This window comes from Halomonas sp. AOP43-D1-4 (genome assembly GCF_052446175.1).
Taxonomy (GTDB): Bacteria; Pseudomonadota; Gammaproteobacteria; order Pseudomonadales; family Halomonadaceae; genus Vreelandella; species Vreelandella citrativorans.
The window spans coordinates 11,906-38,562 of sequence record NZ_JBQSVY010000010.1 but is presented as its reverse complement, the minus strand read 5'-3'; the positions used below and the strand labels follow the sequence as shown (position 1 = coordinate 38,562).

At 54.3% G+C, this 26,657-nt stretch carries 23 protein-coding genes and 5 tRNA genes; 16 read left to right on the top strand and 12 right to left on the bottom strand.

Annotated elements, in window-relative coordinates:
* Window positions 1-25: 25 nt before the first annotated feature.
* The 9 genes from lolB to ACT3RQ_RS12140 all read left to right on the top strand — a co-directional run bounded on the left by lolB (window position 26) and on the right by ACT3RQ_RS12140 (window position 7,912).
* Entirely contained in the window at window positions 26-667 is a 642-nt protein-coding gene (gene lolB / locus ACT3RQ_RS12180) for a lipoprotein insertase outer membrane protein LolB (protein ID WP_444639471.1), read from the top strand.
* Between the two features lie 55 nt (window positions 668-722).
* The gene (gene ispE / locus ACT3RQ_RS12175; RefSeq protein WP_444639470.1) at window positions 723-1,586 is read left to right on the top strand and encodes a 4-(cytidine 5'-diphospho)-2-C-methyl-D-erythritol kinase; all 864 of its coding nucleotides are present in this window, start codon (window positions 723-725) and stop codon (window positions 1,584-1,586) included.
* A gap of 30 nt (window positions 1,587-1,616) precedes the next feature.
* A tRNA-Gln gene (locus ACT3RQ_RS12170) sits at window positions 1,617-1,691 on the top strand.
* 57 nt (window positions 1,692-1,748) lie between these two features.
* On the top strand, window positions 1,749-2,690 hold the full coding sequence (locus ACT3RQ_RS12165; protein ID WP_172117127.1) for a ribose-phosphate pyrophosphokinase: 942 nt from the start codon (window positions 1,749-1,751) through the stop codon (window positions 2,688-2,690).
* Between the two features lie 96 nt (window positions 2,691-2,786).
* Complete coding sequence (locus tag ACT3RQ_RS12160) at window positions 2,787-3,419, top strand: 50S ribosomal protein L25/general stress protein Ctc (protein ID WP_172117128.1); 633 nt, start codon at window positions 2,787-2,789, stop codon at window positions 3,417-3,419.
* 197 nt (window positions 3,420-3,616) lie between these two features.
* On the top strand, window positions 3,617-4,198 hold the full coding sequence (pth, locus tag ACT3RQ_RS12155) for an aminoacyl-tRNA hydrolase (protein WP_193054974.1): 582 nt from the start codon (window positions 3,617-3,619) through the stop codon (window positions 4,196-4,198).
* A gap of 82 nt (window positions 4,199-4,280) precedes the next feature.
* The gene (ychF, locus tag ACT3RQ_RS12150) at window positions 4,281-5,372 is read left to right on the top strand and encodes a redox-regulated ATPase YchF (protein WP_172117130.1); all 1,092 of its coding nucleotides are present in this window, start codon (window positions 4,281-4,283) and stop codon (window positions 5,370-5,372) included.
* A gap of 185 nt (window positions 5,373-5,557) precedes the next feature.
* The gene (locus tag ACT3RQ_RS12145) at window positions 5,558-7,759 is read left to right on the top strand and encodes a cation:proton antiporter (protein ID WP_444639469.1); all 2,202 of its coding nucleotides are present in this window, start codon (window positions 5,558-5,560) and stop codon (window positions 7,757-7,759) included.
* Window positions 7,760-7,835: 76 nt separating this feature from the next.
* Window positions 7,836-7,912 (top strand) — tRNA-Met (locus tag ACT3RQ_RS12140).
* Window positions 7,913-7,984: 72 nt separating this feature from the next.
* On the opposite strand, the gene ACT3RQ_RS12135 is transcribed toward ACT3RQ_RS12140, so the two are convergent.
* Window positions 7,985-9,289, bottom strand: a complete 1,305-nt coding sequence (locus tag ACT3RQ_RS12135; protein WP_444627431.1) for a M18 family aminopeptidase — start codon at window positions 9,287-9,289, stop codon at window positions 7,985-7,987.
* A gap of 137 nt (window positions 9,290-9,426) precedes the next feature.
* Between ACT3RQ_RS12135 and ACT3RQ_RS12130 the strand changes: the two genes are divergently transcribed.
* The gene (locus ACT3RQ_RS12130) at window positions 9,427-11,514 is read left to right on the top strand and encodes a carboxy terminal-processing peptidase (RefSeq protein ID WP_444639468.1); all 2,088 of its coding nucleotides are present in this window, start codon (window positions 9,427-9,429) and stop codon (window positions 11,512-11,514) included.
* A 279-nt stretch (window positions 11,515-11,793) separates the two neighbouring features.
* On the opposite strand, the gene ACT3RQ_RS12125 is transcribed toward ACT3RQ_RS12130, so the two are convergent.
* From ACT3RQ_RS12125 to ACT3RQ_RS12115, 3 genes are all read right to left on the bottom strand, one after another.
* A tRNA-Asn gene (locus tag ACT3RQ_RS12125) sits at window positions 11,794-11,869 on the bottom strand.
* Between the two features lie 54 nt (window positions 11,870-11,923).
* Window positions 11,924-11,999 (bottom strand) — tRNA-Asn (locus ACT3RQ_RS12120).
* Between the two features lie 46 nt (window positions 12,000-12,045).
* Window positions 12,046-12,121 (bottom strand) — tRNA-Asn (locus ACT3RQ_RS12115).
* 183 nt (window positions 12,122-12,304) lie between these two features.
* Here ACT3RQ_RS12115 and miaB point away from each other — a divergent pair.
* The 6 genes from miaB (at window position 12,305) to ACT3RQ_RS12085 (ending at window position 18,269) form a co-directional block, all read left to right on the top strand.
* Window positions 12,305-13,648: a tRNA (N6-isopentenyl adenosine(37)-C2)-methylthiotransferase MiaB gene (gene miaB / locus ACT3RQ_RS12110; protein ID WP_444627430.1), complete on the top strand. Its 1,344-nt coding sequence runs from the start codon at window positions 12,305-12,307 to the stop codon at window positions 13,646-13,648.
* An 88-nt stretch (window positions 13,649-13,736) separates the two neighbouring features.
* A complete protein-coding gene (locus ACT3RQ_RS12105; RefSeq protein WP_444639467.1) occupies window positions 13,737-14,828 on the top strand; it encodes a PhoH family protein in 1,092 nt (363 codons plus the stop codon).
* A complete protein-coding gene (ybeY, locus tag ACT3RQ_RS12100; protein WP_444639466.1) occupies window positions 14,825-15,289 on the top strand; it encodes an rRNA maturation RNase YbeY in 465 nt (154 codons plus the stop codon). Before ACT3RQ_RS12105 ends, ybeY begins: the two co-directional genes overlap by 4 nt.
* Window positions 15,290-15,466: 177 nt before the next feature.
* Complete coding sequence (locus tag ACT3RQ_RS12095) at window positions 15,467-16,354, top strand: HlyC/CorC family transporter (RefSeq protein ID WP_193053079.1); 888 nt, start codon at window positions 15,467-15,469, stop codon at window positions 16,352-16,354.
* A gap of 37 nt (window positions 16,355-16,391) precedes the next feature.
* Window positions 16,392-17,864, top strand: a complete 1,473-nt coding sequence (gene lnt, locus ACT3RQ_RS12090) for an apolipoprotein N-acyltransferase (RefSeq protein WP_444639465.1) — start codon at window positions 16,392-16,394, stop codon at window positions 17,862-17,864.
* A gap of 66 nt (window positions 17,865-17,930) precedes the next feature.
* The gene (locus tag ACT3RQ_RS12085) at window positions 17,931-18,269 is read left to right on the top strand and encodes a hypothetical protein (RefSeq protein WP_444639464.1); all 339 of its coding nucleotides are present in this window, start codon (window positions 17,931-17,933) and stop codon (window positions 18,267-18,269) included.
* 141 nt (window positions 18,270-18,410) lie between these two features.
* Here ACT3RQ_RS12085 and ACT3RQ_RS12080 read toward each other — a convergent pair whose 3' ends face one another.
* The 8 genes from ACT3RQ_RS12080 to prmB form a co-directional block, all read right to left on the bottom strand.
* Window positions 18,411-18,989, bottom strand: a complete 579-nt coding sequence (locus tag ACT3RQ_RS12080; protein WP_444639463.1) for an SCO family protein — start codon at window positions 18,987-18,989, stop codon at window positions 18,411-18,413.
* A 22-nt stretch (window positions 18,990-19,011) separates the two neighbouring features.
* Entirely contained in the window at window positions 19,012-19,479 is a 468-nt protein-coding gene (locus ACT3RQ_RS12075; protein WP_444639462.1) for a copper chaperone PCu(A)C, read from the bottom strand.
* Between the two features lie 467 nt (window positions 19,480-19,946).
* On the bottom strand, window positions 19,947-21,434 hold the full coding sequence (locus tag ACT3RQ_RS12070; RefSeq protein WP_444639461.1) for an amidohydrolase family protein: 1,488 nt from the start codon (window positions 21,432-21,434) through the stop codon (window positions 19,947-19,949).
* A gap of 69 nt (window positions 21,435-21,503) precedes the next feature.
* Window positions 21,504-23,330 (bottom strand): class I poly(R)-hydroxyalkanoic acid synthase, encoded by a 1,827-nt coding sequence (gene phaC / locus ACT3RQ_RS12065; RefSeq protein ID WP_444680608.1) that lies wholly within the window; start codon window positions 23,328-23,330, stop codon window positions 21,504-21,506.
* A gap of 86 nt (window positions 23,331-23,416) precedes the next feature.
* Window positions 23,417-23,836, bottom strand: coding sequence for a phasin family protein (locus ACT3RQ_RS12060; RefSeq protein ID WP_172117143.1), 420 nt, complete (start codon window positions 23,834-23,836; stop codon window positions 23,417-23,419).
* A 216-nt stretch (window positions 23,837-24,052) separates the two neighbouring features.
* On the bottom strand, window positions 24,053-24,433 hold the full coding sequence (locus ACT3RQ_RS12055) for a hypothetical protein (RefSeq protein WP_444639459.1): 381 nt from the start codon (window positions 24,431-24,433) through the stop codon (window positions 24,053-24,055).
* Between the two features lie 60 nt (window positions 24,434-24,493).
* Window positions 24,494-25,585, bottom strand: coding sequence for a chorismate synthase (gene aroC / locus ACT3RQ_RS12050; RefSeq protein WP_172117145.1), 1,092 nt, complete (start codon window positions 25,583-25,585; stop codon window positions 24,494-24,496).
* A 13-nt stretch (window positions 25,586-25,598) separates the two neighbouring features.
* A complete protein-coding gene (gene prmB / locus ACT3RQ_RS12045; RefSeq protein ID WP_444639458.1) occupies window positions 25,599-26,558 on the bottom strand; it encodes a 50S ribosomal protein L3 N(5)-glutamine methyltransferase in 960 nt (319 codons plus the stop codon).
* Between the last annotated feature and the right edge of the window lie 99 nt (window positions 26,559-26,657).

Sequence of the window (26,657 nt, the reverse complement as noted above, 5' to 3'; positions counted from 1 at the left end):
TCAACACATTGACATGGAGCCTGTTATGTTGAACACACTGCCCACTTTTATGCGCTTTACCAGCACCGCTCGCGCCCCTCGCCTCTTGCTTGCCAGCATAGTGTTACTGCTGCTTGCCGGGTGCGCGACGCAAGGCCCGATGGAAGAAGGTGGCCGCCAAGCAGGTCAATGGGAACGCCAGCAAGCGGATGTTGAAGCCTTTGATTCCTGGACGTTGATCGGCAAGGCAGGCCTTCGCACACCACAAGAGAATCAGAGCGCCAACCTGGACTGGAGCCAACACCCCCACTACTTTCGCATGCTGATCAGCGGGCCGTTTGGTGGGGGCCGCAGCGTACTTGAAGGTCGTGAAGGTCGCTTCTCGCTAACCACGGGTGATGGCCGCTTTGAAGCAGAAACACCGGAAGCACTGATGGAAGAGCAGTTAGGCTGGTCACTTCCGGTTAGCGCCATGCCTGACTGGGTGCGCGGCCTGCCCGGTGAACATGCAAGCTATCAGTTGGAAACCGACGAGCTGGGCTTCCCGCAGCACATGCAGCAGGATGGCTGGGAAATTGATTACCGCGACTGGGAAGAGGTTGAAGGTATGTGGCTACCTCGCCGCTTGGTGATGAACTATGACGATGTACGCATCACCCTGGTCGTTAACCAGTGGCGCTCTCAATAACGCTGTATGCGCCCGTTGAGTTGTCGCGCCTAATTCAAGTCACGTGAGAGCGTTAATGCCTGCTTCTTTAACACTACCCGCACCTGCGAAGCTCAATCGCATGCTGCACATTGTGGGCCGTCGCGACGACGGCTACCACGAATTGCAAACCCTATTTCAAATCGTTGACATCAGTGATCAGCTCACACTCACCCTGCGCGAAGACAGCGATATCACGCTCGCCACTCCGATAAACGGTGTGGCTCACGATGACAACTTGATGGTTCGCGCAGCCCGCCTGCTTCAGCGCTCAGCAGGCACGTCACCAAAAGCTATGCCGGGGGCTACGCTAACCATTGAGAAGAAGCTTCCCATGGGAGGCGGGCTGGGCGGGGGCAGCTCGAATGCTGCCACCGTATTACTGGGGTTAAACAAGCTGTGGCAATTAGGACTTTCAATGGAGGCATTAGCCAAGCTGGGCTTACAGCTTGGCGCCGATGTACCGGTCTTTATTTATGGGCACAGCGCCTGGGCTGAAGGGGTTGGTGAAAAGCTGACCTCCGTGACCTTGGATACGCCCTGGTTTGTGATTATTCACCCGAAAGTGAGCGTCTCAACCCCCCTAATCTTCCAGGACCCGGAATTGACACGCGACAGCCGCCCCATTACTATGGCGCGCGCACTGCAGGGGGGAGCGTCTGAATGGCGTAACGACTGCGAGGCCATCGTAAAAAAACGCTATCCGCTGGTGGCGGAAGCGCTTGATTGGCTCGCGCAGTATGCACCTGTTCGGCTGACTGGTACTGGCGCTTGTCTGTTTGCGACGTTTGCGTCTGAACAAACCGCACGTACAGTCGCTGAATTGGCAGGTCAACGCTGGCCGACATGGGTCGCATGCGGCCTGAACACCTCTCCCCTACAAGATGCTCTGGGCTGCTGAAAGCGCCCGGTCATCGCATTAGGTTATTGCTGGGGTATCGCCAAGTGGTAAGGCACCGGTTTTTGGTATCGGCATTCCCAGGTTCGAATCCTGGTACCCCAGCCAACCTGACATGATCTGCGTTTTCTCCCCTGATTCCAAACACTGCAAAGGTGGCTGCGCGTGTCAAAATTGATGGTTTTCACCGGGAACGCCAATCCCGAACTCGCTCAAAAGATTGCCGAGAGCTTGGACAGCCGCATGGGTAATGCCACGGTTGGTCAATTTAGCGACGGCGAAATCGCAGTCGAGATCAATGAGAACGTGCGCGGTAAGGACGTGTTTATCCTCCAGTCCACCTGTGCACCGACGAATGACAACCTGATGGAGCTGATCCTGATGGTTGATGCTCTGCGTCGTGCCTCAGCGGCGCGGATTACGGCGGTCGTGCCGTATTTCGGCTATGCCCGTCAGGATCGCCGCGTACGCTCTGCTCGTGTCCCTATTTCCGCTAAAGTGGTGGCGGACATGATGGTAAAAGCGGGTGTTGATCGCGTAATGACGATGGACCTGCACGCCGACCAAATCCAGGGTTTCTTCGATGTCCCGGTAGACAACGTCTACGGTTCGCCGATTCTTCTGGATGATATCGAGCGCCAAAACTACGCTGACTTGGTCGTGGTTTCACCCGACGTAGGCGGTGTCGTTCGTGCTCGTGCTATCGCCAAACAGCTGAATGCTGACCTTGCGATTATCGACAAGCGTCGCCCCCAAGCCAATCAGGCTCAGGTGATGCACATCATCGGTGAAATTGAAGGCCGTACTTGCGTAGTCGTTGACGACATGATCGACACCGCTGGTACGCTTTGCAAAGCCGGTGAAGCGCTGAAAGATCATGGCGCTGCACGCGTAGTGGCCTATGCGACACATCCGATCTTGTCCGGCCCTGCCGTTGACAACATCACCAACTCTGTACTGGACGAAGTTGTCGTGGCCGACACTATTCCGCTTGCTGACCATGCGCGTCGCAGTGGAAAAATTCGTCAGTTGAGCGTTGCCGGTTTGATTGCAGAAGCGATCCGTCGGGTTAGCAACGAAGAATCTGTTAGCGCGATGTTCCATTGATCGCCTAACGATATAGCCCCCTTCTGGGGCCTTGGAAACGTCGTCGTCTGGTCGCGGACAGCGGCGTTTTCTTACTTAAACCAAGAGGCAAATTACATGTCTGATTTTATCCTGAAAGCCAGCGTTCGTAACGACCTGGGGAAAGGTGCGAGCCGCCGCCTGCGTCGTGCGAACCAACAAGTACCGGCCGTTGTTTACGGCGGTGAAAAAGGCGCGCAATCAATCTCTGTAGAAAAAACTGCTTTCTACAAAGCGATTGAAGACGAAGTCTTCTTCTCCTCAGTAATCAAGCTGGTTATCGATGGTAAAGAAGAGCAAGTAGTGGTACGTGACCTTCAGCGTCACCCCTACAAGCCGCTTCTGACTCACGCTGACTTCCTGCGTGTTGACGCTACTCATGAAATCACCATGAACGTACCGCTTCACGTAATCAGCGAAGAAAAGTGTGTGGGCATCAAAGACCAGGGCGGCGAACTGCACGTACTGGCTAACGAAGTTGCCATCAGCTGCCTACCGAAAGACCTGCCTGACTACCTGGAAGTTGATATTTCCGAGGTTGAGCTGGGCACGATCCTGCACCTGTCTGACCTGACACTGCCGAAGGGCGTTTCCTCCGTTGACCTGTCTCACGGTGAGGAGCACAACCACGCCATTCTCAGCATTACGAAAGTTAAAGTACGTAATGACGAAGAAGCAGACGAAGGCGAAGAAGGCACCAGCGCTGAGTAAGGCCGATAAGGGTGCGCATCGCCTTAATGGCTGAATACGTACCTGGCCCGGGCCATGCTCGTATGGCCCGGGAATGATAAGATCAAGCGCTTCGGCGCTTGATTTTTTTTTGCGACTTGCCTTTTTGCAACTGCACCTCAAGCCGCCAATGACGCACGACGTCAAGAATACGCCCGGATTTTTTTGGAGGTAGGTCAATGAGTCAGGTAACGGCCCTGATAGGACTAGGCAACCCCGGCGCCGAGTATGATACCACCCGGCACAATGCGGGTTTCTGGCTGGTCGATGCCATTGCGCGCAGCGCCCATACCGAACTGCGCCCGGAAAAGAAGTTCCTCGGCCTGTATGCCAAGGCCCGCGTGGGCGACCATGAGCTTCATCTGCTCAACCCTACCACCTTCATGAACCGAAGCGGCGCCTCTGTGGCAGCGCTTACCCAGTTTTTTAAACTTGCCCCCGAGAATTTACTGGTCGCTCATGATGAGCTAGACCTCCCCCCGGGGCAGGCGCGCTATAAAACAGGCGGTGGCCACGGTGGTCATAACGGCCTGCGCGATATCATCAGCGCACTTGGCAACCAAAAGCAGTTCCACCGTCTACGCATAGGCATCGGCCACCCAGGTGAGGCACGTCAGGTCACCCACTACGTGCTTGGTCGGCCCGGCAAAGACGAGCAGGCGGCCATTGATCATGTGCTTAACGAGTGCGAAGCCACACTCCCGCTTGTACTTGATGGCGATTGGGCGAAAGCCATGAATCGCCTGCATAGCGTAAAATAGTTACTATCGATTTTTTTTCACTTTAGACCCGCGCTGAACACATCCTTTCGTTAGCGCGCGCCTAGCGGCCAGGAATGAACTTATGGGCTTTAACTGCGGTATCGTCGGCCTACCCAACGTAGGTAAATCCACGCTCTTCAATGCGTTGACAAAATCAGGCATTGATGCGGAAAACTTCCCGTTTTGTACGATAGAACCCAACGTAGGCATCGTTCCCATGCCTGACCCACGTTTGGACAAGCTGGCTGCGATCGTCAAACCTGAACGAGTCCTGCCCACGACCATGGAGTTTGTCGATATCGCAGGCCTCGTGGCAGGAGCCTCCAAGGGTGAAGGTCTGGGCAATAAATTTCTTGCCAACATTCGCGAAACCCAAGCGATTGCCCACGTGGTGCGCTGCTTTGATAACGACAACGTTATCCATGTTGCCAACCAGGTTGACCCTCGCGCCGACATCGAAACGATTAACCTTGAGCTTGCCCTGGCGGACCTGGATACCGTTGAGAAGGCCAGCCAGAGGCTCTTGCGTTCGGTCAAAGGCGGCGATAAGGAGGCCATCGCAACCAAAGCCATCCTCGACAAGATTGAGCCACACCTGGCCGAAGGCCACCCATTGCGCAGTTTTGGTCTGGATGAGGACGAAAAGCGTCAGGTGAAAAGCTTTGGTTTTTTAACCCTAAAGCCCACCATGTACATCGCTAACGTCAATGAAGACGGGTTTGAGAACAACCCTTACCTGGATATCGTTAAAGAAATAGCTGCCGAAGAAGGCGCCGTCGTAGTGCCCGTCTGCAACCAGCTGGAAGCTGAAATCGCTGAGCTGGAAGATGAAGAACGCGCCATGTTCCTGGGTGAGATGGGCATGGAAGAGCCCGGCCTTGACCGCGTTATTCGCGCAGGTTATGCCCTACTGGGCCTGCAAACCTACTTCACTGCAGGCGTAAAAGAAGTCCGCGCATGGACAGTAAAACAGGGCGCTACGGCCCCAGAGTCTGCTGGCGCTATCCATACTGACTTCCAGAAAGGCTTTATCCGCGCAGAAGTGATCGCCTATGACGATTTTGTCTCACTGGGCGGTGAGCAAGGTGCTAAAGATGCGGGCAAATGGCGTCTGGAAGGCAAAGAGTACATTGTGAAAGATGGTGATGTGGTGCACTTCCGGTTTAACGTTTAATTGACCACCCCGTAACCTGCTAGCTCCTGCCATGGGCGCACTCCTGCGCCCATGGCAATTTGTCTCTTCATCTGCCACCTTCAGGCAACGCCCCTACCCCTTTTTTCTTAATTTTTCAGTGGCATCCTACGCCCAGCCGACTAATACTGAGGCATCCGAGCTTATTCAACCGGAAGCTGATACCTATGGAAACACTGTACAAAGTGCTGTTACTTGGCAGCCTGATGCTTATGATCATTGCGCTGGTGCAACGGCTCTCTGCGCGTACGGCGTTTCCTGAAGCAACGCTGCTGGCGTTAACAGGCATCACCCTGGGGCTCTCTTACGCGACCCTGTCGACATTATGGCCTGCCATAGATCTCTTTGATCCTCTCTTATCAGCATCCTTGCCTGCTGAAATTTATCTGTGGATTTTTCTCCCCCCGCTGTTGTTCCAGGCAGCGCTTAGTGTCGATGTTCGTGAAATGGTGCCTGATGCAGCGCCTATTTTACTCCTTGCGGTAGTGGCTGTTTTCGTTGCTACAGGTATGGTGGGCCTGTCTATATGGCTGCTAGGCGCAGCAGCGCTGCCTGTTGGGCTGTTACTTGGCGCCGTCATCGCGACAACTGACCCATCCGCCGTCATTGCCATTTTCCGTAACGTTGGAGCACCTCCACGGCTAATCCGTCTAGTGGAAGGCGAGAGCCTGCTAAATGATGCGGCCGCAATCGCGATTGTCAGCGTGCTACTCGCCTCACTTACCGACCATGTCGCTACCACTGCGCTACAGGTGGCCGGAATGCTAGCGTTATCCCTGGGCGGCGGTTTGATCCTTGGCGCTATCATCGGGCGTATCGGTGCAGAGGCACTCGCTCTTATCGGTAACGATGGCAAAGCGCAGATAGCCATCACGCTTTCTCTGCCATACCCCACCTACCTGCTGGGCGAAAGTTTCGGTGTTTCGGGGGTTGTCGCCGTCGTAGCCGCAGGCCTGGTGCTCAACGGTTTAGGCAGAACGCGGACGTCGCCCGCCAATTGGGAATACCTGCAACTTCTCTGGGTGCAAATTGCCTCCGTCGCGGGTGCCATGGTGTTTTTGCTCGCCATGCTGCAAGTGCCAAAAATGCTGGAAGGGATGACTCTTGCGTGGCTACCGTTACTCGTAACGATTATTCTGGCGACCTTACTGGCACGCCTCCTCGTTCTATTTGGCTTTCTGCCGCTGTTGAATCGACTCAAGCTTTCAACCCCGATCAGCGCAAGCTATAAGCTGGCTATCACCTGGGGAGGACTACGTGGCGCGGTCACACTCGTACTTGCGCTCGGCGTTGCAGAGCAAACAGCGCTTTCAGCAGACGTTCGCCATTTTGTTGCTATCCTGGCCACCGGCTTTGTACTATTCAGCCTACTGGTTAATGGAACCAGTCTTCAGGCGGTCATTCGCAAGTTAAAGCTTGATCAGCTAAACCCTTACGATAAAGCGCTTCAGCAACAGGCTATTCATCTTTCGACCATTGAGGTTGAAAGCGCGGTACAACGCACAGCGCAGAACTTCAACATTGACCCCTCCATCACCGATGATGTCATTGCTAAATTTCGTCGTGATATGGCCATCGAGACGGCCCCTTTCGCGCTTGACCAAGCGCTACCTGAGCGAGACCGTATGGCAATTGCGCTGGTGACGCTGGCTGTTCGAGAGCGCGATCTTATTCCGCGCTACGGAAACGGCGTCACCAGCATCCATAACCTGGATACGATGATGCGCGCCAGCGGCAGAACCATTGATGCGGCTCGCTCAGAGGGCCGCTTGGGTTATAACAGAGAAACACGGAAAATAACCTCACACACTCGCTGGATTAAGCTGTGCACCTTTCTTCACCAGCATATGAGGATTCGCTGGCCGCTGACACGTCTGCTATCTAACCGTTTTGAGCTATTAATTTGCCACAGGGCGGTACTAGAAGAGTTGCGCCATTACACGACACAGCGGCTAACCCCGCTATTCGGTCAGCGCATGGCTGAATTACTTGATGAGGTGCTCAATATAAGGATCAGCGCTGTCGACCAAGCAATACGTGAGACGGAAGCAAAGTTTGGTCGTCACGCCTACCAACTTGAGCAGCGCATGTTACGCCTTTATGCGTTGCGACGAAGTGCTGAAAGCATGGAAGAAATGGTAAAAGACCGCTTAATCTCTCAAGAGGTTTTCGACGATATACAGCGTGGTTTACATCGCATTTGGCACAAGGCAACTGACCGTCCCAGCCTTTCCGGGCACGATTACGAGCACTCTCCCAAGCACTCTCCCAAGCCCCCTCACAAGTTCACTGACAAGCCATCAGGGAACAGCCACTCCCTACCCAATGTAACGCCACCAGACAAACAACCTCAAAAAGACAACGAGTAACTACCTGGGCATCGCGCTTATTACGTTAAAATATTGACGAGCGGAAAAAAGCTGTTAATATACGCCCCCGTTGAAAGGCTACGTAGCTCAGCTGGTTAGAGCACATCACTCATAATGATGGGGTCCCCTGTTCAAATCAGGGCGTAGCCACCAACACCGAATAGCAAAAGGCCCGCTGACTTAGTCAGCGGGCCTTTTTCGTTGTTGGGCGTTATCTAGTGCGCATCAACCAAGCGTCGGCCGATTCAGAAACACTTTCAATGCTCGGGTTAGGTATTCCACGTCACGCGTACCCGCCGTTTCACGGATAGAGTGCATGGCCCACTGTGGCACGCCGATATCCAGCGTAGGCACGCCAAGCTCCGTCGCCGTAATCGGCCCAATGGTACTACCGCAACCCATATCCGCCCGCGTCACAAACGACTGTACCGGCACGTCGGCTTCGCGACACACATCACGAAATAGCGCACCGGTTACGCTATTGGTGGCGTAGCGCTGGCTGGCATTCACCTTGATAACCGGGCCGCCGTTAATGGCGGGGCCATGCTGCTCATCATGCTTATCGCGAAAGTTAGGATGCAACGCATGCGCATTGTCACAGGAAATCATCAGCGATGACTGAATCAACTGAATCAGCGACTCCTCGCTGCCCTCTCCTACCTGCGCATTGATGCGCTTAAGCACATCGCCCAGGAACGGCCCCTGCGCACCACAAGCGCTCGCACTACCCACCTCTTCGTGATCGTTCGCCACTAACAACGCCCCCTGGCTACCATCACTTTCGAGCAAGGCCTCCATGCCAATAAAACAGGAGAGCAGATTGTCCAGCCGCGCACTAGCGATGAGCTCTTGCTTAACCCCTACGAGCGAAGGCGGCTGCACATCGTAAAAACCCAGTTCAAAATCCACCACCTCAGCGGAGCGCACACCGTGCTGCTCCTCAAGCCAAGCGGCCAGCAATTCAGAAAGCTTGGTGCTATCGCTTTGCAGTAGTACCGGCGCCATTTGCGTTTGCGGATTAATAGCACGGCCCGAATTCACGTCGCGATCCAGATGGATGGCCAGGTTCGGCACCATCGCAATAGGCCGGTCAACATTCAGCAGCAGGCTTTCCAGCCGCCCGTCCGCATGGCGCACATGTACGCGCCCGGCTAATCCTAAATCACGGTCAAACCAGGGCGCCAACAGTACGCCCCCATACACCTGCACGCCAAGCTGCAACCAACCTGCCGAGTGCTGAGTGGCGTTGGGCTTTAAGCGCAATCCGGGGCTATCCGTATGCGCGCCCAGCATACGCAAGCTTTTAAGCGTATCGCTTGGCAACTGAAAGGCGATAATGGAAGAATCATTGCGCGTAACGTAATAGCGCTGCCCAGGCGCCAGCTGCCAATTAGCTGTCTCGTGGAGGCGCTGAAAACCTGCTTTCTCCAAGCGTTCGGCCATTGCCTTCGTTGCATGCCAAGGCGTGGGCGACTGGCGCAGAAAATCACATAACCGCGTTAGCCGATCGGCGTTGAAAGCTTCGGACATGGAAATCCTCATAACAGTAATGATTGAGTCTCATAGAGCAAACGACCTGCTACAATGCCCCCTGGCCTATGCAACACATAGGTCACAAGCAGGTCTAGGGAAGAATGAGTGTACACAAATCCGGGAGAGCTTGACTGATGAGCTTGTTTGCAACGCTTTCGCGCTCGGTCGCCCTTGCCGTGATGCTGGTCGTTACCAGCCCGGCAGTTATGGCGCAAATTGCGCCGACCGACGAACAACGCCAAGCGGCAGTAGAAATTGCGGATGCGCTCCGCTACGGCCACTACGCCAACATAACGTTTGATGAGCAGTGGTCACAGGAGGCCTTCCAACGCTACCTGGATATCCTCGATGGTCAACGCGCTTATTTACTGAATCGCGATATAGAGCCCTACCGCCATTATGAAAATGATATGGCTGAAGCACTCTTTAACGGCGATTTGGATGATGCTTACGCGCTTTATAACCAGCTAAGCGAGCGTAATATTGCGCGGGTTGAATGGCTGCTTGCACGTCTTGATGAAGGCCTATCGTTTAGCTTTGATAGCGATGAGCGCCTGGAAGTTGATCGCGAAAATGCTCCCTGGGCCACCCGCGAGAGCGAACTTGATGAGCTATGGCGCAAGCGGTTAAAAAATGACGCGCTAACGCTCGCACTTACCGACCAGGATGACGAGCAGATAGTCGATAACCTGCGCCAGCGCTATGAAGGCCAGCTTAGTCGCCTACGCCAAACCGAATCAGAAGATGTCTTCGGCTTGATAATGGCAGCGGTCACCAGCACGATTGATCCACATACCGGCTACCTCTCACCACGCCAAAGCGAATCTTTTGACATCCAGATGAGCCTCTCGCTGGAAGGCATTGGCGCGCTACTGCAGGCCGATGGCGAATACGTGAAAGTAGCAAGTCTGGTGCCCGGCGGCCCTGCTGACCGTGCAGATGTCCTGGAACCAGCCGACCGCATTATTGCGGTTGGCCAGGAAGAGGGCGAAATGGTCAACGTTGTGGGCATGCGCTTGGACAACGTCGTTGACTTGATTCGTGGCCCCAAAGGCTCCGTCGTCCGCCTGGATATCGTGCCCGCCCAAGCGGTGGACATGACCCGCTCGCATATTGTCGAGATCACCCGCGATACGGTAAGCCTTGAAGACCAAGCGGCCCATGGCGAAGTGATCAACGTTGAGCGAGACGGTGAATCCCATCCCATTGGGGTCATTAACATTCCTACTTTCTATGTTGATTTTGACGCCTGGCAGGCGGGCGAAGAGGAGTATCGCAGCACCACACGCGATGTCGCCCGTGAAGTCGAGCGCCTAAAAGAGCAAGGCGTAGAAGGCATTGTGCTGGATCTGCGTAATAACGGCGGCGGCGCGCTTCAAGAGGCTAACTCGCTGATTGGCTTGTTTATTGACCGAGGCCCCACCGTACAGGTACGTGACGCTCAAGGGCGCATTCAGCTCTATGGCGATACCAGCGCAGGCACACTCTACGATGGTCCGCTGACCGTGCTGGTCAACCGCCTTTCCGCCTCTGCCTCGGAAATCTTTGCAGGCGCTATTCAGGATTATGGTCGCGGCCTGGTAGTAGGCTCATCAACCTTTGGCAAAGGTACCGTACAAACGCTGAACGACCTAAGCCATGGGCAGATCAAGCTGACCCGCGCCAAGTTTTACCGCATCACCGGTAAAAGCACGCAAAACCGTGGGGTTGAGCCTGACATTAGCTTCCCGAGCTTAATCGACCCAGAACGGATCGGTGAAAGCAGCCTGGATAACGCCCTTGGCTGGGATACTGTTCAAGATGTTCAGTATCGTCGCTATGGAACGCCGGAAGCCTTTATAGACGCACTGAACACCCAACACGCAGCGCGCGCCAAAGAGAACCCCAACTTCCGCTATGTTGAGCGCCAGTCCACGCTGGCCCGCCAGCTACGTGAGCAGCACACCAGCGTGAGCCTGAACCGCGAGCAGCGCCAGCGTGAGCTTGAGGCCCAAGAGGCCGAGCAGCTTTCGCTAGAGAACCAGCGTCGCCGGGCACTCAAACTGCCAGAACTAGACGAGTGGATGGATGCACGCCTGGAAAGCAGCGAACCCAGTGACGATGCTGACAAAAACGGAGAGGATGAAGGCATGCCCGCTGATCGCGCTCCCGTACTAGAAGCCGCAGAAATCCTGCTGGATTACGCGCAATTTCAACAAGCCCAGCGAATGACGACACGCTAAATAACCATTGATCGCTGTATGACGCCGACCTTTTAGGTCGGCGTTTTTTTACGCATGACTTCTGACCCGCCAGATACGCGAAATCAACCCAATACCGTTAGGCAGCGGGGCCAATACTTTTACAGGGGTTAATAACGACCTGGAGAAGATAAAGGCTTAAAGAGGTAATAAAGGTTTGAAGAGGTAATAAAAATCAGGGGAGCTAGAAAACAGACCGAAGTACGCTTTTCAGAACCAGGCACAAAGGAAGCACCCTGTGAATCTAAAAAGGCAAGTAGATGGCTCCTCGAACAGGACTCGAACCTGTGACCCAATGATTAACAGTCATTTGCTCTACCAACTGAGCTATCGAGGAATAACGCGCTACCTATAGCAGGCTATGCCGAAACAGGTAGTAAAATAGTCAGCTTGGCTCCTCGAACAGGACTCGAACCTGTGACCCAATGATTAACAGTCATTTGCTCTACCAACTGAGCTATCGAGGAACATCTTAAGCTATTGTGTTTTAAGCAGAACCAACCTGTAAAGTGTTGGCTCCTCGAACAGGACTCGAACCTGTGACCCAATGATTAACAGTCATTTGCTCTACCAACTGAGCTATCGAGGAACTTCTCAAACACGGTGCGTAGTATACTGATTTAGAGACTAAGGTCAAGTATCGATTATTGGGGAATGCTAGCCCCCGGTTTCTTGTGCCCGTATAATAGGATTATTCAACAGTAGCCTACGCTGCTAAAACGATACCCCATTCATTCCTCGTCCCCCGACGACCCATAGACGACAGGTACCGATGGCGAAGAAGCTCTTCATCAAAACGCACGGCTGCCAAATGAACGAGTACGACTCCTCCCGTATGGCGGATCTACTCGGTGAATCTCACCAGCTTGAACTCACCGACAATGAGAAGGAAGCCGATGTCATCCTTCTTAACACCTGTTCAATTCGTGAGAAGGCTCAGGAGAAAGTGTTTCATCAGCTGGGGCGCTGGAAAAAGCTAAAAGACGCCAACCCGGACCTGGTAATTGGCGTAGGCGGCTGCGTGGCAAGCCAGGAAGGCGATGCACTGCGTAAGCGTGCGCCCTTCGTGGATATGATTTTCGGCCCGCAGACGCTGCACCGTGTGCCCTCCATGCTGGATGCGCGCAGCAACAATCAAATTGCCGCCGTAGACGTAACGTTCCCGGAAATCGAGAAGTTTGATCACCTGCCCCAGCCCAAGTCAGATGGCGCCACGGCCTTTGTCTCGATCATGGAAGGCTGCTCCAAATACTGCACCTTCTGCGTGGTGCCCTATACCCGCGGAGAAGAGGTCTCGCGTCCGTTTGAGAAGGTGATGGATGAAGTTATCCACTTGGCCGATCAAGGGGTACGCGAAGTCAACCTTCTGGGCCAAAACGTTAACGCCTACCGAGGCGACAACGACGACGGTGATGAAATTGATCTTGCCGAGCTGATTGCCTGCATCGCTGCAGTAGATGGCATTGACCGCATACGCTTTACCACCTCGCATCCGGTTGAGTTCACCGACAGCCTGGTGGATGCATTTGCAGACATCCCGGAACTGGTCAGCCACCTGCACCTGCCGGTGCAATCGGGTTCCGACCGGATTCTCAGCGCCATGAAGCGTGGCCATACTGCCGAAGAGTACATTGAGAAGATGGAGCGCGTGCGCGCTAACCGTCCGGATATCAGCTTCTCATCAGACTTCATTATCGGCTTCCCAGGTGAAACCGAGGAAGACTTTGAAGCCACGATGAATCTGATCCACCGGATTGGTTTCGATCACTCGTTTAGTTTTGTGTACTCGGCGCGCCCGGGCACCCCCGCCTCAGGCCTGCCGGATGACACCCCGGAAAGCGTCAAGAAGCAGCGTCTGGCGATTCTGCAAGAGCGCATTCTGCAGAATGTGGCCCAGATCAGCCGCCGCATGGTGGGGTCTACCCAGCGCATTCTGGTCACCGGCTTTTCACCTAAAGACCCCGGCCAACTCTCTGGGCGCACGGAGAATAACCGCGTGGTTAACTTCCGTGCGGCTAACCCTACCGAGCTAATCGGCTACTTTGTGGATGTTGAGATCACTGAGGCATTCCCCAACTCGCTGCGCGGCGAGCTCGCCTCCCCCGAGCGTTACTGACCGCTATCTTATCTTAGGTAATTGCCCCAACCCCGGTTGGGGCAGTAAGCTGGGTGTCTACACACATTAACTGACGGATTTCCTACTCTTGAGCCAGCCATCACCTCAGGCCAATCGCATTATCACCCTAAGCCTTGAACCCAATGACCCACAGCGGCTTGCCAGCCTAAGTGGCCAGCAGGACGAGCATCTAAAGCTGATTGAGAGCCGCTTGGACGTGACTTTGCGCAACCGGGGCAATATGTTTCAGCTGGCCGGTGCTGCCAACCGCATCAAAGCGGCGGCTAACGTGCTTGAGCACCTCTACCGCGAAACGGCGGTGGATGATCTTTCGGCAGATACCGTGCACCTGTTCCTGCAAGAGTCTGGCCTGGAAGCACTAGAAGACGAGCAGGACGGAGAAGGCAGCCCCGATGACGTGGTAATGCGCACGCCGCGCACCATGATCAAGCCGCGCGGCTTGAACCAGCAGCGCTACGTCACCAGCATCCGCGAGCACGATATTAACTTCGGCATCGGGCCAGCCGGCACCGGCAAAACGTATCTGGCGGTAGCAGCAGCGGTTGAAGCGCTTAACCAACAGGAAGTGCGCCGCATCTTACTGGTACGCCCAGCGGTTGAAGCGGGTGAAAAACTCGGCTTTTTGCCTGGTGATCTAGCCCAAAAGATCGACCCGTACCTGCGCCCGCTGTACGACGCGCTGTACGAGATGATCGGTTTTGAACAAGTGGCCAAGCTCATCGAGCGCCAAGTGATTGAAATAGCGCCGCTGGCCTATATGCGCGGTCGCACGCTGAATAATTCGTACATCATTTTGGACGAAAGCCAGAACACCACGCCGGAGCAGATGAAAATGTTCCTGACCCGGATCGGTTTTGGCTCAACGGCCGTGATCACCGGGGATATCACCCAGGTCGACCTTCCTCGTGGGCAGCGCTCTGGCTTGTCCCAGGTACTTGACGTACTGAAAGATACGCCAGGCATCGGCGTTACCCACTTTGCCGCCAAGGATGTCGTACGCCACCCCTTGGTGCAGCGCATTATCGAAGCCTACGACGAATTCGAGTCGCAGCAGGAAGTGGAAGAGCGTGCCCGCCGTGAAGTACGCCAGCAAGAGCGCGAGGCACGCCTTCAGGGGCGCGAACAGCCTCAGGAACGATGGGGAGATACATCACGTTGAACAATATCGTGATTGATCGACAGGCCGCTATTGATGAACCGCTGCTGCCCACGCTTGAACAGCTCACCCTCTGGGTGGGCTGTGTGTTTTCTCATCACCCGGATGATGAGCGCCAAGAGCTTACGATCCGCTTTGTGGACGAGCAAGAAAGCCAAGCCTTAAACCGCGATTATCGCGGCAAAGACAAGCCCACCAATGTGCTATCGTTCCCATTTGAAAACCCGCCGGGGCTCACGCTACCGCTGCTCGGCGATTTGATTATTTGTCATGCCGTTGTGGTAAAAGAGGCGGGCGAGCAACAGAAGCCGTTAGCGCATCACTATGCGCACATGGTCGTTCATGGCACGCTTCATTTAATGGGTTATGACCATATTGAAGATGAAGAGGCAGAAGAGATGGAGCAGCTAGAGCGTACGCTGCTTGCTGAGCTGGGCATCTCTGACCCTTACCATGTGCCATGACACTGACACTGACAACGCGCAGGGAAGAAACCGTTCATTGATGCAAGGCAAGAGGCATAGTGCAACATAGCGCCCTGTACCAGGGGGACACCGCCTTGTTGGCACCCTGTTTTTTGTTGATACTAGATTTAGGCACGTTACGACACCTGTCTGCCCCGTAAACAAGAGATTTGACGCATGAGCGAAGACCGATCGAGCAATCCTAATCAAAAATCCTGGCTCGAGAAACTCTTTGGCGCCCTTACCGGAGATACCGACGAACCCAGTTCACGCGCTGAACTGATGACGTTTTTACGCCATACCGCTGGGAAACTGAAGCTGGATCAGGACGCCATCATGATTATTGAAGGTGCGCTTGAAATTAGCGATCGACAGGTTCGAGAAGTATTAATACCCCGCTCTCAGGTATCAGCCATAACGCTGGACCAAACGCGTGATGGCTATTTACCGCTTATCCAGGAAACCGGTCACTCCCGCTATCCTGTGATTGGCGAGAATCTGGATGATGTTAAAGGGATATTGCTGGTAAAAGACTTGCTTCCTTTACTGTCGCAAACCCAGGAAAGCCGGGACGCCTTCAAACTGGAAGATGTTCTCCGTCCGGCCATGTTTATTCCAGAGTCGAAACGACTTAACAGCCTGCTCAAAGAGTTTCGTGATACGCACAACCACATGGCCATTGTGGTAGATGAGTATGGCGGTACTGCCGGCATTATTACGATTGAAGACATTCTGGAACAAATCGTGGGTGATATTGAAGACGAGCACGATACCGACGAAGAGGACGATATCCGTACGCTGGAAAACGGCCACTTTGCTATTCGCGCCCTCACCCCCATCGAAGACTTTAACGAACGCTTTGGCACCGAATTCTCTGATGATGAATTCGATACCGTGGGCGGCCTGGTGATGCAGCAATTTGGTCATTTGCCCGGGCGCAGCGAGCATACTCGCTTCGGCGGCTGGCACTTTGTCATCCTGAATGCAGATAACCGGCGCATCCGCTTATTAGAGGCCTATCGTGAAAGCGATGGCGAAAGCCTCGAACCTCAAAAAAACGACTAGCAGCTTACCGATTAACCACGTATTGACAGGATATTTCATGGGGCCAACACCCGCCTTTATGCTTCAACTGTTACTGGCCCTGGTTGCGGGCGGCTTTACCACGCTAACCGCTTCACCATTTGAACTATGGTGGCTTGGCCCGGTAGCGATTGCCCTGCTTTACGTAGGGATTCATACCTTAACGCCTGCCCAGGCAGCGCTTAAAGGCTGGCTCTATGGCATTGCACTCTTTGCCAGCGGCGCCTCATGGGTCTATATCTCCATTCATGATTACGGCTATACCGGCGTGCCGCTGGCAGTGTTGCTGACCGCACTTTTTGTCGCCGTACTGGCCCTTTTTTATGCGGGCACTTTCTGGCTTTACCGGCGCTTTACCACCCCGCGATTGGCATGGCTAACGTTTGCCGGTGCCTGGGTGCTGGGTGAAGTGCTGCGCACCTACCTGTTCACAGGCTTCCCTTGGCTACTAATGGGCTCAGGCTATGTCGATTCCCCCTTGGCAAGCTGGGCACCAATTGGCGGTGTTTACCTGCTTTCCCTGCTGGTGGTGCTTAGCGGCACACTGGCGGCTAACGTGCTTCTGCGCCGCCAGTGGTGGGCACTGGCCCCGTTACTGGCGATCTGGCTGATACCGCTGGCCTTGCCTGCACTGTGGACCACCCCTTCCAGCACACCGACTCGGGTTGCTTTACTTCAGGGCAACCTCCCGCAGTTGCTAAAATGGACGCCAGACGGCCAGCGCATCGCAGCGAATACCTACAGCCGACTGACCGCTGAAGTCGCCGATGAAACTGACATAATTATCTGGCCAGAAACCGCACTTCCCATGATGGAAACTCAGGCACGTCCGGTCCTGGAGCGCGTTCAGGCTAACCTTCCGCCAGGCGTTGCCTTGGTGACAGGCATCGTTCAATTGGATGAGGCTAACCGCTACTACAACAGCGTGGTGGGCATTGGCAACGTTGAAGGCAGTTATCAAAAAGAGCACCTGGTGCCCTTTGGCGAATACCTACCGCTTGAAAGCGTGCTGCGCGGTGCTATCGACTTTTTTGACCTGCCGATGTCGAGCTTTACCAAAGGCGCATCGCATCAGACGCCCATGCAGGCCTCCGGCATTCGCCTGGGCAACGCGATCTGTTATGAAATCATCTATCCGCAGCTTGTGGCGCGTCGCGCTCAGGACAGCGATGTGCTGCTGACGGTTTCCAACGACACCTGGTTTGGCGCCTCCATTGGCCCTTTCCAGCATTTGCAAATGGCACGGCTTAGAGCACTTGAAAATGGTCGCTATGTAATACGCGCCACCAGTAACGGCGTTACAGCGATTATTGATGCCCACGGAAGCATCGTTGCTCAAGCGCCCCAGTTTGAAACGACAGCGTTAGTGGGTGAGTTCTATGCGATGGAGGGGTTAACACCTTTCACCCGCACCGGGAGCTGGCCAGCATGGCTACTAGCGGGGCTAATGCTGCTACCAGGCCTTCGCTTGACACGTTGTCGCGGTCGATAGGAACCTTCAACATGACACGCTACAATAGGGCACTTTTTTGATTCTAGCTGGCATAGGAATACCGCTATGTTGAAATCTCGTCCTTTTTTACTACTTGTCGTGATGCCGCTGGCGCTTACTGTCGTGCTGGCGGGCGCTATCTTCGGTGGCCAGGTTATGTCTGACAGCCATGTTGGCGATGACATTCAACACGCTCTGGCAAATAAGCTGGGGACATCCCATGATATTGAGCTCTCGCAGCTGCAGGAAGTGCAGTATGGTTATGGCATCTGCGGCCTCTATCGCACAACCTCTTCTGACAATGGCTATGCCTCCTTTTTCTATGATAAAGACAGTGAGAATATCGAACTGGATATTAACTCTCGTCTGTACAAGTCGCGCTGCGGCCTCTCTGCCGTCTGCTAAATCGCTTTCGTTGCCAGGTATTAGCCAAGTAAACGGCACATAAAAAGGGGCGACTGATCATCAGTCGCCCCTTTTTTGCTACAGACTTTTTCTACCTACGTCTACTACCTGTTTAGCTCCCTGGGGCTACTCCAAGCGGCGTTAGCTTTTTTCTATCAGCCGTGTGATATCCGCCTGAACATCCGTTATCGGGTGGCTATCCCGCACCAGGAACTGTGCATTCCCCTCTCGATCAAAGGCAAAAACAGCGCTGGAGTGTGTTACCAGGTAGTCACCATTCTCATTCTCTTCACCGTATTCGTAAGCAACGCGGTAACGGTTGGTGATCGCATCAATGTCGGCTTTATCGCCGGTCAAGCCAGTGAACTCAGGGCCAAAGGCATTGGTATAGCGCTTTAGCACCTCGGGCGTGTCACGCGCCGGGTCGACCGAAATAAACAGCACCTGAACCTCGTCGCGCGTCTCATCATCCAGCTGTCTGATCGCATCGCCTAATCTTGCCAGGGTAATGGGGCAAACATCGGGGCAAAACGTGTAGCCAAAATAGACAAGCGCTGGCTTACCCAGATATTCATCCGCCTGGACGCTGTCGCCGTTATCATCCACCAGTGAAAAATCAAGCGACGGCATAATGTCGGCAACGTCGGTGGTACGCCAGCTCTGATCACTACAACCAGCCAGTAAAAGAGACGCCAACGCGGCGAACAACAACTTGTACATATAGGGTTCCTATTCCTGGCCTTTACATCGATGCTGGAGAGACAACATTAAAGGTAACGGGCAGTTGCTGTTCATCGCTAAACTCAAGCACCACGTCAACGTCATCACCTACGTTTAAGGGCTCAACGCGGCGCATAAACATCAGATGATGACCTTTAGGAGCAAACTCAAAACGCTCGCCTGAAGCAATTTCAAGCGATGTAAGCTCGTGCATATGGGCCATACCGTCGTGCTCGGAGCTAACATGTATTTCAACACTATCAAAGGCAGGGCTTTGAGCGCCCACCAGCGTGACGGTTTCATCGCCCGTATTATAAAGCTCAAAGTAACCCGCACCGGGCGTGTTACCAGGCAGCAGGCTTAACCGAGCATTGCTTACTTCAAGCGTCTGCGCCTGCGCAACGCCTGCCGTTAATAGCAGTGCTAACACGCTTAACGCCAGCCGCTGAGTCACTCGTTGGGCCATGACATTCAATGCCTTGTTCGCCATTACTTCGATGCTCCCTTTAAATAAACACGGTTAAACGGCACACGCGCCAAGCTCGCACGTACTGGCCTATCGTATGTCGTTATAAATCTTTGGCTACCATAGCGCCATCCAGGTGTTCTACAACCCTCCTGCGACATTATGACAGCACCCTCGGCCTGCCGATATTAGGCGAGAACGCGGCTAAGTCGCGGTTTGTGTTTGCCACACAGAGGGCGCCAGAAGCATGGGAACAGCGGTTGCAAATAGCCCCTAAAAAGAGTTCAACGTCTATCTCCTTAAGCCCGGAAATAGACGTGGGGCCTACTGAAATCCCACCTACCGCGTTAAAAACATTTAAACCAGCAAGGTTGTCCTAAAACCAACACTTCTATTAATGGCCGGAAAAGCGGTCAGTGCTTGATTGATTCAACATAAACAAACAACCGATCAAGCACTTAAAATCGATATTTATAAACGATCTTGCCAAGCTATTGCTGCAAACAATCTTTATAAACACGCCCAGCTTTCATAATCATGCGCAAGTTACGCTCTGGATCTTTAAGAAAATCAAGATCTTTGCTTGGATCACCATCAACGACCAGCAGGTCGGCTAGCGCACCAGGCTCAATACGCCCAAGCACTCCCGGATACGGGTTACGCGGCCCCGAGAGAGAAAGTAGTTCCCCGTTACGCCCCGTCGCCATTGCCAATGCGGTCAACGGGTCGTAGAAACGCGTTAGCTTAGCCAAGTGATGCAGCTGGTTGGGGGTATTTTGAGGATTAAAGAGAATATCCGTTCCCCAGCCAGTTTTAACGTTAAATCGCTGGGCCATTTCATACGCGCGAACCGTTCCTTCGGCAACTTGCCGCTGAGACTCTCGGCGTGCCGCATCCGGGTAAACGTTGGAATCTTCATCCTGCAGAAAAGGCTGAAGGCTCCACCACACATCTTCACCGGCCATCATTCGAACGGTCTCTTCATCTGCCAACTGACCATGTTCAATTGAGCGTACGCCTGCCCGCAGGGCACGCTGAATACCCCGGGAGGTGTAGACATGAACCATGACATACGTGCCCCAGTCACCGGCTGCCTCAACCGCTGCGCGAAGCTCGCGCTCGCTAAACTGCGTACTGTCGAGCGGATCATAAAATGACGCGACGCCACCACCCGCAATCAGCTTTATTTGAGAAGCCCCCAGCATCAACTGCTCACGCGTGCGCCTAAGCACTTCAGCTTCACCGTCAGCAATCATGGCGACCCCTTGCTGCTCCGTGTAACTTAGCGGGGTTGTACTACCACGAGGCAATTCGTGCCGCATTCGGAAATCACCGTGCCCGGATGTCTGGGAAATCATGGCGCCTGCGGGAAATATCCGCGGTCCGTTCACGATGCCTTCGTCAATGGCTCTCTTCAGTGCAAATGACGGCCCTCCCACATCTCTGACCGACGTAACCCCTCGCATCAGCGTTCGCTCGGCCTCTTTTGCGGCGACCAAATGGATATAACCAATATCCGCGCTCATGGCTTCCATCTGTGTAATAGCGGCTAGCGTGGAGTGCCAATGCGCATCGATTAAGCCAGGCATCAACACGCGCCCATCACAGTCGATAACGTCCCCGGACTCGGCGCCAGCATTACCTTCAAGAATAGCGCTGACCCGCCCATCCTCTACCTTAACGGATACGCCATCGCGCAACGGGCCACCACTTCCATCAAAAAGCGTTAAGTTGGTGAGTAGCACAGGGCCGTCATGCGCTTTTGAGGGCTGGTCAACCACGTGTGGCGTATGTACACCTGCAAACAGCGCCATGACCGCTGCCGGCCCACCCAGCATTTCGCGGCGAGCAATCTCTGCCATAACGCGCTCATGAAAGTGCTGTAAGACGGGTGAACCACAGCAGCAAGCGCCATGGTTATTAGGACGGTGTTGTGCGCTAAACGCGGGGGCTAATGAGTAACGGGTAGTGGGCGGCATTGTTAGCACCTCGCTTAAACATGAGAAGGATAGTTTTTTTGTAGAATACCCGGATAATCGGAGCAGCCTTTATAGGCTGCCCTGTTCGCTTAGCACGTCAGGAATGGTCATTTTGACATAGCGCCCTGGTGCTGACTCAATCACCTCAAGCTTACCGTCGCCGGGTGTGCGCGAGGGCACCATTTTCTGGGTATCCGCATAACCATTTTGTGTCATCCATGCCTGCCAGTGCGGCCACCAGGAACCCTCATTAAACGCCGCTGTTTCAAGCCACGCTTCATGGCTTTCTGGCTGAGCGTCGTTACTCCAATAACCGTACTTGTTCTTTTGCGGTGGATTAACGATACCGGCGATATGCCCCGAGCCACCTAATACAAACGTGACGGGGCCTTTAGGCAGCAACGCCCCATAATAGGTGCTGTTCCACTTGGCGATATGGTCCTCTTTGGTCGACACGAAATAACTGGGGGTGGAGATTTTGCGTAAATCAATTTTTACGCCATCAAGCTCAATACCCCCCGGCGCGACCAAACGGTTTTCAAGATACATGTGGCGTAAATACCAGGCATGCGTGCCCGCCGGTAGATTCGTGCCATCCGTATTCCAGTGGAGAAGGTCAAAGGCGGCGGGCATCTCTCCTTTCAGGTAGTTATTGATATAAAACGACCAGAAAAGATCATTTTCACGCAGCAGGTTAAAGGTGTAAGCCATCGAGCGACCATCCAGGTAGCCCTTTAGCTGCATGGTTTGCTCAAGCCCTTGCACCACGGCTTCGTTCAGGAAAACGCCGATATCGCCGGGGTCACGAAAATCCTGCAGCGTGGCCATGTAGGTGACCGACTTCACCTTTCGCCCCTTGCGGGTACTTGTTAGATAAGCAACGGTCGAAGCCGTCAGGGTGCCGCCCACGCAGTAGCTCACCAGGTTGACCGACTTCTCACCACAGGCATCCTCAATGGCGCTAATCGCGCTGATCAGCCCCATTTGCATGTAATCGGCCCAGGTAATGTCACGCTGTTCAGGACCAGGATTGCGCCATGAAATTAAAAATACGGTGTGGCCCTGGTCCACCATCCACTTGACCATGGAATTGTCCTGGCGCAGGTCAAGGATGTAATACTTGTTGATCCAGGGCGGCACGATTAACAGCGGCGTTTTAAAGGTCTTCTCAGTGGTGGGCGTGTACTGAATCAGTTGAATTAACTCGTTTTCATACACGACTGCCCCGGGGGTAACCGCGATGTTTTCCCCGATGCCAAACGCATTGCGCTCGGTCATACACACATTGATGCCTTCCGCTGAGTTGGCAAGGTCTTCACGCAGCCGAGATAACCCTTCTACCAGATTTTGCCCACGAGTTTGCAGCGTTCGCCGCATCACCTCAGGGTTAGTAGAAACGAAATTGGTGGGCGACATGGCATTGACGAGCTGACGGGCATAAAACCCCAGATTTCGTTTCTGGAGGTCATCCATGCCTTCAAGGCTTTCGATCAGTTCTTCTACTACCTGCGAAAACAGCAGGTACTGCTGCATGATCGCCGCATAGTGAGGGTCTTGCGTCCAGGCATCGTCTTTAAAGCGCCGGTCGCTTTTGGAGGGGGTAATCAGCGGTGTGACCTGCTCACCAGACAAAGCACGCATGCTTTGCTGCCATAGCAGCCACTGATCTTGCAGCAGGCGCGCTTGGGTTTGCCACAGCAAGGTTGGGTTATTCATTAATGCCTGCGCACCCGCCTCGAAGCTTTTACGCATATCGCTATATACCGAGTCGGCCGCCTCGCTTGGGGCCATGCGTGCCAGCAGATCCTGCATAAGCCCCTGGTACTGCTCAGCGGCCTCTTTCAGTTGCGTATTCCATGCCTCAATGTCTTCTTGAGACACTCCCTGCTGAAACATGTCGTGCAATGGTCGTTTCCACCCCTGCATACTGAATCCCCTTATAACAATACGGCGCCTAGAGGCGCCGTGAGTTAGCCGACTTCTTATTTTTTCCGTGAAGACTGGCTCGAGGCGGATCCAGAAGCACCAGGCTGTTGGCCTTTTGCGGCGGCGGTCGCCTGCTCGGTCATTTGCTGCCCGGCATCACTGAAGAGTTTTTCCATTTCCGTTTTGAACTGCAGGCTCATCTCGCCCATAGCACGGGCGTCTTCCTGCATTTGCTGGGAAAGCTCGTTCATGATTTCAGCCTGCTGGGTGCCGAAATCACGCAGGCTTTCTGCATCTTGAATGCTGGTGGCACTGCGGATGCGCTCGGTGCCCATTTGGCTATAGCGCTTCATGGCTTCCAGTTGATACTGGGTCATTTTTTCCATGTTGTTGAGCATCAGCGAGTTAATCTTGCGCATGGGCTCAAACATTTGGCGGGTCTGGGCGTTAAAAGCGTCCATCATATCGTCTTGCATAGTGTCTAATCCTCTTCCGTTTCAGAGTGTGGGCGCTTTCGCGCCCCCCCTACGAAGTGATTTGCTGCACTGCAAAAAGAGTAATCCTTGACCGGGTGCTTTGCAATAACACTGTTTTCAAGAACCCTGTTTTCAAGAACCCTGTTTTCAATAACACTGTTTTCAAGAGCCCTGGATGACGGCGCTCATTAACTGGCCGTTACGCACCTCGCCACATTACTCGGTTTTTCCTTTACCACGCGAACGCGAGGACGCCGTTGCTTTGGCATTAGGCGCTCCCCCGCTGCTCGACGCATCATTGTCCGCCGCTTGATCATCAGAGGCGGTACCGCTGGCATTGCCTGCCTGGCGCAACATATCCAACATCATCTGTTGGTAAGTTCCAAAGTTGGCCAACCCTTGAGAAAGCCCCTGCTGCATCATGGGCTGCTGCAAAAAGGGGCGCATCAAACTCATGGGGTCATACCCTTCTGCACCCGACTCCATTTGCCGCTGAATATTTTCCAGCAGGCTTTGCTGGAATGCCTCTACATCAGGAAGCCCCAATGCTTGACGAAATTCATCCGGGGTCAGATCAAACTCAACGTTAATCTTCATGGGTTACTCCTCAGCCATCTTCCTTGAGTGTAGCAGCGTTACGCCAAGCCGTACGCCGCTTTAACGCTGTGCTAAACGGGGTGTATCAACGCTAACCTCACCGTTTTGCCCACGCTGGCGCAGCCAGTGGTCAAGCAATGTAATCGCCATCATGGCTTCGGCAATCGGCGTGGCGCGAATCCCCACACAAGGGTCGTGGCGACCTTTGGTAATCACCTCGACCGGCTGGCCGTTAACATCAATGGAACGCCCAGGTGTCGTAATGCTGGAGGTCGGCTTAAGCGCCAGCCTGGCCACAATCGGTTGCCCACTGGAAATACCGCCCAATATGCCACCGGCATGATTGGACAAGAAGCCTTCCGGCGTCATCTCGTCTCGGTGCTCGCTACCGCGCTGGGCAACGGATTCAAAACCCGCACCAATCTCAATACCTTTTACCGCATTAATACTCATCAAACCGTGCGCCAGCTCAGCATCCAGGCGATCAAACACCGGCTCACCCAGCCCGACCGGAACGCCCTCAGCGACCACGGTAATCTCGGCACCGACGGAATCCTGGTCACGGCGCAGCTGATCCATATACGCTTCAAGCTCGGCTACTTTGGCGGGATCGGGGCAGAAAAACGCATTCTGCTCGACGGCCTCCCACTGCTTAAACTCAATTTTTATGGGGCCCAGCTGGCTCATATAGCCACGAATTTGTACGCCTTGGGCGGCCAGGTACTTCTTGGCGATAGCACCCGCGGCTACCCGCATGGCCGTTTCGCGGGCGCTTGAGCGGCCGCCACCCCGATAGTCACGGTGGCCATATTTATGGTGGTACGTGTAGTCCGCATGGGCGGGGCGGAACTGCTCCTTGATTTTCGAGTAGTCCTTGGAGCGCTGGTCGGTATTCTCGATCAGTAGGCCAATCGAGGTGCCGGTGGTTTTTCCCTCAAACACGCCCGATAAAATCCTCACCTGATCAGGCTCTTTGCGCTGCGTGGTGTGGCGAGAGCTACCTGGGCGACGACGGTCCAGGTCGCGCTGTAAATCCTCTTCACACAGCGCAAGCCCCGGCGGGCAACCATCGACAATGGCGCCCAGCGCAATGCCATGGCTCTCTCCAAAGGTGGTAACGGTAAACAGCTTGCCAAAACTATTGCCAGACATGGGCGTTCATTCCTTACGCAAAAGACGCCGCATGGGCGTCGAGTTCATCGGCGCTCAAAGCAAATACGCCTTGGCCGCCGCGCTCGAAGTCAAGCCACAGGAAAGGCACGTCGGGAAACGCAGCCTCCACATGGCGGTCAGAATTGCCCACTTCGACAATCAGCCAACCTGTATCGCTCAAATGGCTGCGCGCCTCGCGCAAAATACGCCGCACAATATCCAGGCCATCTTTACCGGCACCCAGTGCCAGTGCGGGCTCATGGCGGAACTCGGCGGGCATGGTAGCCAAATCGCGCGCATCGACGTAGGGCGGGTTGGAAACAATCAGGTCAAAGCGCTGGCCTTCCAGCCCGTCAAACACATCCGAGGCGACCGCCCGTATCCGGTCACCCACGTCATGGCGGGTAATGTTTTCTCGGGCGACGGCCAGTGCATCCTGGCTAATATCGGCAAGCGTCACTTCGCAGGTAGGCAAATAAAGGCCGGTTGCAATGCCGATACAACCAGAGCCGGTGCATAAATCCAGCACGCTCTCCGGCGGCTCTTCCTGGAACCAGGCCGAAAAACCGTCTTCGATCAGTTCGGCAATCGGCGAACGCGGAATCAGCACTCGCTCATCAACATTGAAGGGGTGACCTGCAAAAAAGGCCTCGCCCAGCAGGTACGGCAATGGCTGGCGGCTGGCTACCCGCTTCCGGGTCAGGGCGATAATACGCTGGCGCTCAACAGGCAAAAGCCGTGCTTCCAAAACGGCGGGGTCGACGTTCCAGGGCAGATGAAGTGCCCCCAGGCAGAGCGCAACGGCTTCATCCCAGGCAGACTCGGTGCCGTGGCCATAGTGCAGTCCGGCCAGATAGAACTCGCTGGATACCCAGCGCAGATAGTCGCGTAGTGTAAAAAGATCGCTCACCAACGCCGTATCCGGCAACGAAAGGGTTGAGTGAGAGGTCTCAGCATTGAGGTGCGTGGTCACAGCGACTCCTGATAAACGAAAACCATACATGCAGCCACATGCGGCTACACTCATTGATAAAGAAAAGATTGTACCTGTAAAGATTGTACCTTTGACGCC

What these genes read in the sequence shown, in the direction of transcription:
- ACT3RQ_RS12055 (WP_444639459.1), bottom strand. Translation starts at nt 24,433, where the DNA reads ATGAAGATTAACGTTGAGTTTGATCTGACCCCGGATGAATTTCGTCAA.
- ACT3RQ_RS12070 (WP_444639461.1), bottom strand. Translation starts at nt 21,434, where the DNA reads ATGCCGCCCACTACCCGTTACTCATTAGCCCCCGCGTTTAGCGCACAA.
- ACT3RQ_RS12095 (WP_193053079.1), top strand. Translation starts at nt 15,467, where the DNA reads ATGAGCGAAGACCGATCGAGCAATCCTAATCAAAAATCCTGGCTCGAG.
- pth (WP_193054974.1), top strand. Translation starts at nt 3,617, where the DNA reads ATGAGTCAGGTAACGGCCCTGATAGGACTAGGCAACCCCGGCGCCGAG.
- ACT3RQ_RS12085 (WP_444639464.1), top strand. Translation starts at nt 17,931, where the DNA reads ATGTTGAAATCTCGTCCTTTTTTACTACTTGTCGTGATGCCGCTGGCG.
- ACT3RQ_RS12060 (WP_172117143.1), bottom strand. Translation starts at nt 23,836, where the DNA reads ATGCAAGACGATATGATGGACGCTTTTAACGCCCAGACCCGCCAAATG.
- aroC (WP_172117145.1), bottom strand. Translation starts at nt 25,585, where the DNA reads ATGTCTGGCAATAGTTTTGGCAAGCTGTTTACCGTTACCACCTTTGGA.
- ACT3RQ_RS12160 (WP_172117128.1), top strand. Translation starts at nt 2,787, where the DNA reads ATGTCTGATTTTATCCTGAAAGCCAGCGTTCGTAACGACCTGGGGAAA.
- ACT3RQ_RS12080 (WP_444639463.1), bottom strand. Translation starts at nt 18,989, where the DNA reads ATGTACAAGTTGTTGTTCGCCGCGTTGGCGTCTCTTTTACTGGCTGGT.
- ispE (WP_444639470.1), top strand. Translation starts at nt 723, where the DNA reads ATGCCTGCTTCTTTAACACTACCCGCACCTGCGAAGCTCAATCGCATG.
- ACT3RQ_RS12075 (WP_444639462.1), bottom strand. Translation starts at nt 19,479, where the DNA reads ATGGCGAACAAGGCATTGAATGTCATGGCCCAACGAGTGACTCAGCGG.
- lolB (WP_444639471.1), top strand. Translation starts at nt 26, where the DNA reads ATGTTGAACACACTGCCCACTTTTATGCGCTTTACCAGCACCGCTCGC.
- phaC (WP_444680608.1), bottom strand. Translation starts at nt 23,330, where the DNA reads ATGTTTCAGCAGGGAGTGTCTCAAGAAGACATTGAGGCATGGAATACG.
- miaB (WP_444627430.1), top strand. Translation starts at nt 12,305, where the DNA reads ATGGCGAAGAAGCTCTTCATCAAAACGCACGGCTGCCAAATGAACGAG.
- ACT3RQ_RS12145 (WP_444639469.1), top strand. Translation starts at nt 5,558, where the DNA reads ATGGAAACACTGTACAAAGTGCTGTTACTTGGCAGCCTGATGCTTATG.
- ACT3RQ_RS12130 (WP_444639468.1), top strand. Translation starts at nt 9,427, where the DNA reads ATGAGCTTGTTTGCAACGCTTTCGCGCTCGGTCGCCCTTGCCGTGATG.
- ychF (WP_172117130.1), top strand. Translation starts at nt 4,281, where the DNA reads ATGGGCTTTAACTGCGGTATCGTCGGCCTACCCAACGTAGGTAAATCC.
- lnt (WP_444639465.1), top strand. Translation starts at nt 16,392, where the DNA reads ATGGGGCCAACACCCGCCTTTATGCTTCAACTGTTACTGGCCCTGGTT.
- ACT3RQ_RS12135 (WP_444627431.1), bottom strand. Translation starts at nt 9,289, where the DNA reads ATGTCCGAAGCTTTCAACGCCGATCGGCTAACGCGGTTATGTGATTTT.